The 5302-nt window shown below is 54.9% G+C and carries 2 protein-coding genes; both read right to left on the reverse strand.

Translation table 11 applies throughout. The features are described from left to right. Positions 1-257: 257 nt before the first annotated feature. Positions 258-1415: a metallophosphoesterase gene (locus tag QZ377_RS12275; RefSeq protein WP_291441491.1), complete on the reverse strand. Its 1158-nt coding sequence runs from the start codon at positions 1413-1415 to the stop codon at positions 258-260. A gap of 13 nt (positions 1416-1428) precedes the next feature. After that, entirely contained in the window at positions 1429-4911 is a 3483-nt protein-coding gene (gene dnaE / locus QZ377_RS12280; protein ID WP_291441493.1) for a DNA polymerase III subunit alpha, read from the reverse strand. Between the last annotated feature and the right edge of the window lie 391 nt (positions 4912-5302).

The following is a 5302-nucleotide window of genomic DNA, read 5'->3' on the forward strand; positions in this document are numbered from 1 at the left end:
GCAACCCCGAGGTGGAAGAATAAAAGTCAGAACATCTGAAGGGGAAGGCGGGGAAGAAGCACGCAATGTGTTTTGATGCGTATTGCAGAGGATTGCTATCCATGTAGAGGGATAGCATTGTTATTTTTCAGCCGCGAATATCTTTCAAAATCGCGGAAAAGCATCACGCCACATCAAAGCGCTTACATCAGGATGAAACGGAATCACCCTGATGTAAGCGCTTTGATGTGGTAAGCCAGGCGGTCTCTCTGGTTTCTTCATTTCCCGGCTTCAACGAAATGAATTTTTATAACAAGCACCTCGGGACGTGCGGTGCTGCGCATGGGCGGCCCCCAGGAACCAGTGCCGGCTGATACCAGGGAGTGCAGGCCCTTTTTGCTTAACAGGCCATGAGGGTTTTCATACATGCTTTCCACCACCCAGTGAAAGGGCCAGAGCTGGCCGTAATGGGTATGCCCTGAAATCTCCAGTATGGCCCCTGCTGCACGAGCTTCATCCAATACATGAGGTTGGTGGTCCAACACCGCCAGCGGCAATTCTCTGTACTCAGACGGCAAGTCGGCCAGAACGTCCGGCAGGTTTTTGCGCGGGCTGCCGGTAAACGCCAGCTTGCTTCTGTCATCCCTGCCTGCCAAGACAAGCACGTCATCAAGAACATGCCACTGGTCTCGTAATACGCGCATTCCGCTGCGCTGCAGGATATCGAGACTGTTTTCTACCGGCCCTGATATATATTCGTGATTTCCGAGCACAGCCCAATGACCGAGGCGTGGCTGCACGCGGGCCAGTGCCGCGGCCATGGCTTCCACATCCAGCAGGGTGTGGTCATCGAGAATGTCCCCCAGATACAGTACGGCATCCGGCTTGTAGGGAGCGAGCATGTCCATGGCGCGAACCAGGCGGGGGGCGGTGATGATACGCCCCAGGTGCATGTCGGCCAGCACTCCCAAAGTCAGGGGGGCGTTTTTGTAGGCAGGAGGGACGGTATTTGCCGTTTCTATTGTAAGATCGTAGTGGCGCACAGTAGGGTAAGCGGCGTTAAGCCAGCTTGCGCAGCCAATGGCAAGGGGCAGCCCCACCACCAGCAGCACCGCGCCCCACCGTGGAACGTCTCCAGCGGGCGGGCCAAGCCACAGGCGGCTTGCCAGGCTCCAGACGTCCATAAGCAGGACCAACAAAAAAACATATAACACCATGCCGAGCCAGAACGCGCCCGCCCGCAGCAGCCAGACCTGCATCAGAGAATCATCGCCAAGCTTGTAGAGCAGGGGAAACGACGCGCCGAGCGTAGCGACAGTCAGACACAAAAGCGGGCGCAGCCAACCCGTATGGGGAAGCGCCCGCCATAGCCACCAGATAATCCAGCCATTGATAAGAGCCAGGCCAAGACCCGTAATCACAAAAAATCTCACCATGAATAAGCAGACCTCATGAAGCCCAGGCGGCAAGGGCTTTGTCCAGGTCGGGGCCGGGAGAGACCTTGAGGGCATTGTCCAGATGCAAGTGGCAAACATGACCATCAAGGCATATCTGGGCGTGGGTTTCTACAGAGCCGGGGTAGCTCTCAAGAATATTGCGCAGGGCCAGTATGTCTTCACGCCCCATGCGGTGCGGAGGAATCTGCACGCATACCGGCGTATCATTCAGACCGCAGCATTCGGCCATCAACAGCAGGCTCTGGCCCAAAAGCTTGAGTTCACGCGGGGCTTCTTCCCCCTCGTCATCAAGATCGCGGTTATCACCCGGCTCTTTATCCAGGCGGGCAGTCAGGCACAGAGGCTGTTCCGAGTGCAGCAATTGGCGTATTTCGGCGTAGCTGCGAGGGAAAAAGGTTACTTCGGCGTGTCCGGTAAGATCTTCAACCGCAGCAAACGCCATGCGCTCGCCCTTGCTTTTGGTAATAACCTCCCGCACGCTGGTCACAAGCACGGCGCAGCGCACTTCCGCCCCAGGAAACATGTCACGCGCATCTTCAAGCGTTGTAAGGCCAAGGCGGCGTATTTCACGTATATATGGCTGCAAAGGGTGGCTTGTAAGAAAAAAGCCCAGGGCGTCTTTTTCGGCGCGCAGTTTGTCTTCATCTGCCATTTCTGGCGTGGCGGCTTCAGCGCAGTCTATGCCTATGCCAGGCTGCGGAGCACTTTCTGCCACAGGGGCCATGGCAAGCAGGGATACCTGGTTGGAATTTTTGTCTTTGGCTTTTTTTTGTGCGCGGGTAACCACCAGATCCAGCGAGGCCAGCATGGCGGCCCGCGCTACGCCGAAGCAATCGCAGGCGCCGCCTTTTATCAGGGATTCCAGCACACGTTTGGTGACTTTGCGCAGATTTACCCGGCAGCACAGATCAAAAAGTGAAGAAAATTCTTCTTCCTGCTGGCGGGCTTCTACGATTTCGCGGATGGCTTCGTCGCCCACATTCTTGATGCCGCCAAGGCCGAAAACAACCTTACCATCATGGGCTGTAAATTCGCGCTGGCTGCGGTTGACCGAAGGCTGCACCACATCGATGCCCATATCTTTGCAGCAGGAAACATATTTGAGCAGCTTATCCTGATTTCCCATTTCAGAAGTAAGCAGGGCAGCCATGAATTCAACCTTGTAGTGAACCTTCAGGTACGCCGTATAATAGGAAATGAGGGCATAGGCGGCGGAATGTGACTTGTTGAAGCCATATTCTGCAAATTTTTCCATCAAATCGAATATTTCGTTGGCTTTTTCTTCGCTGATATTGTTTTTTTGGGCTCCGGCCACAAAGGTGACGCGTTCCTTGGCCATGGCCTCGGCTTTTTTCTTGCCCATGGCGCGGCGCAACAGGTCGGCCCCGCCAAGCGTATAGCTGGCGATGATCTGGGCAATCTGCATGACCTGTTCCTGATACACAATAACGCCATAGGTATCGCGCAGGCAGTCGGTAAGCGAATCGTGCGGGTAGATGACAGGAACCTGCCCATGCTTACGCTTGATGAACTCGTCCACCATGCCGGAACCAAGAGGGCCGGGCCGGTAAAGCGCCAGCATGGCGATGACATCTTCAAAGCAGGTGGGGCGCAGCATGCGCAGATACTGCCGCATGCCAGAACTTTCTACCTGAAACACGCCATCGGTTTCGCCCCGTGCATAAAGCTCGTACGTTTCGGCGTCGGTCAGGGGGAGATTGTCGAGGTTCGGCGGGACCTGACCCTGAAGGTTTATGTTATCCAGGGTGTCCTGAATAAGCGTCATGGTTTTGAGACCCAGAAAGTCGAATTTTACCAGCCCCGCCTTTTCCGTCATGGGGCCGTCGAACTGGGTCACAAGCTCGCCACGTTTGCCCAGGTAAAGGGGGAGGTATTCCTTCATGGGCTTGTCTGAAACCACAAGCCCGGCGGCGTGGGTGGAGGCATGACGGGCAAGCCCCTCAAGGCGGCGCGCCGTATCAAGCAGGTGCTTGACCTGCTGGTCTTCAAGATACAGTTTTTCCAGTTCCGGCTCGCTTTCAAGAGCCTTTTTGATGGTCATCTTGAGGTCAGCCGGCACCAGCTTGGCGATGCGGTCAGTCTCGGCAAAGCTCATGCCAAGGGCGCGCCCAACGTCACGCACAACGCCTTTGGCTTTCATCGTGCCGAAGGTGGTGATTTGCGCCACCGAACCTTCGCCATAGGTCTCCACCATATGTTTGATGACATCGCCCCGGCGGCGTTCGCAGAAGTCCACGTCGATGTCGGGCAGGGACACACGCTCGCTGTTCAGAAAGCGCTCGAACAAAAGATTGTAAGGTATGGGGTCAAGGTTGGTAATGCGCAAGGCCCAGGCCACCAGCGACCCCGCTGCGGATCCTCGCCCCGGCCCCACGGGAATATCGTTATTTTTTGCCCAGTTGATGAATTCCTGCACGATAAGGAAGTAGCTCGGAAAACCCATTTCCAGAATAACGCGCAATTCGTATTGCAGGCGGTCGCGATAGGCTTGTGGATCCAGCTGGTCGCGATCGGGGTGATTTTCGAGCCGTTTTTCCAGACCTTCTTCAGCAAGACGCCGAAACTCGGACTCCATGCTGGCGCCTTCAGGAAGTTGATAAACGGGAAAATAGTGATTGCCAAAGTCCAACTCAACATTGCAGGCTTCGGCAATGCGCGCGGTATTGGCAAGAGCTTCCGGCACATGGCCGAAAGATTTTTCCATTTCTTCTATAGATTTGTAATAAAGCTCGTGCGTGCCGAACTTCATGCGCTTGGGGTCATCCATAGTGGTCTGCGTTTGTATGCAGAGCAGCACTTCATGTGCCTCGGCGTCATCAGCGTTAAGGTAATGGCAGTCATTGGTGGCTACCAGGGGCAGGCTGCACGTTTCAGCCAGATCAATGAGACCGGCATTGGCTTTTTCCTGCTCTTTGAGTCCGTTTGATTGCAGTTCAAGATAAAAACGGTCCGGATATATATCGGCGTATTCGTGCGTGAGCTTGCGGGCCAGATCCATGTCATCAGCCAGAATGGCCCGGGGAATTTCACCGGCAATGCAAGCAGAAAGGCAGATTAAGCCTTCAGAATATTTGCGCAGAAGCCCTTTATCCACACGAGGCTTGTAATAAAAACCGTCAAGAAAGCCGTGGCTGACAAGTTTTACCAGGTTGTGGTAGCCGGTTTTATTCTGCGCCAGCAGTATAAGGTGGTGACGCCTGCGGGCAAGGGGGGAGTCTGTTTTCTTGTCTGTGTGGTCGTGGCAAACGTAAACCTCACAGCCGAAAATGGGCTTGATACCAAAATTTTTGCAGCCCTGATAAAAATAGGCCGCGCCAAAAAGGTTGCCGTGGTCGGTGATGGCGCAGGCAGGCATGCCAAAATCCTTGGCGCGGGCGCAAAGGTCTTTGATGCGAATGGCTCCGTCAAGCAAGCTATATTCGGTATGACAGTGCAGATGAACAAAGTCGGACATGAATTCTCCGGAAACTGTAAACAGAAGGGATTGAAGGCCGTAAACGCGTAGCGCTGGAGGGGCGGCAGCCCCGGCCGTTCTTATAACAAAAGCCGTGCGGCCCCTCAAGCAGAAGCCGCACGGGCAGCCCAAGGTGGTCTGGCGGAAATGCGCGAGCAGGGTGTATTGTGGAGGGTAGATTGATTTGCCCGCTCCACGGGAGTACACACAGGACATGGAACGACAGCATAACAGTACGCTCGATGCCCTCGATTTTTTCGATATCAGGGATCACAAAAACTGGTTTATGGCCTATGCCACCGGGCAGTGCGCCAAAGAAAAGGCCATGCCGCATGGCGACGTTGCCCCTATGCTCCTTAAGTTGCGTCACAGCCGCGCAGTGCTTGAAAAT

Source organism: Desulfovibrio sp., from assembly GCF_019424165.1.
Lineage (GTDB): Bacteria > Desulfobacterota > Desulfovibrionia > Desulfovibrionales > Desulfovibrionaceae > Desulfovibrio.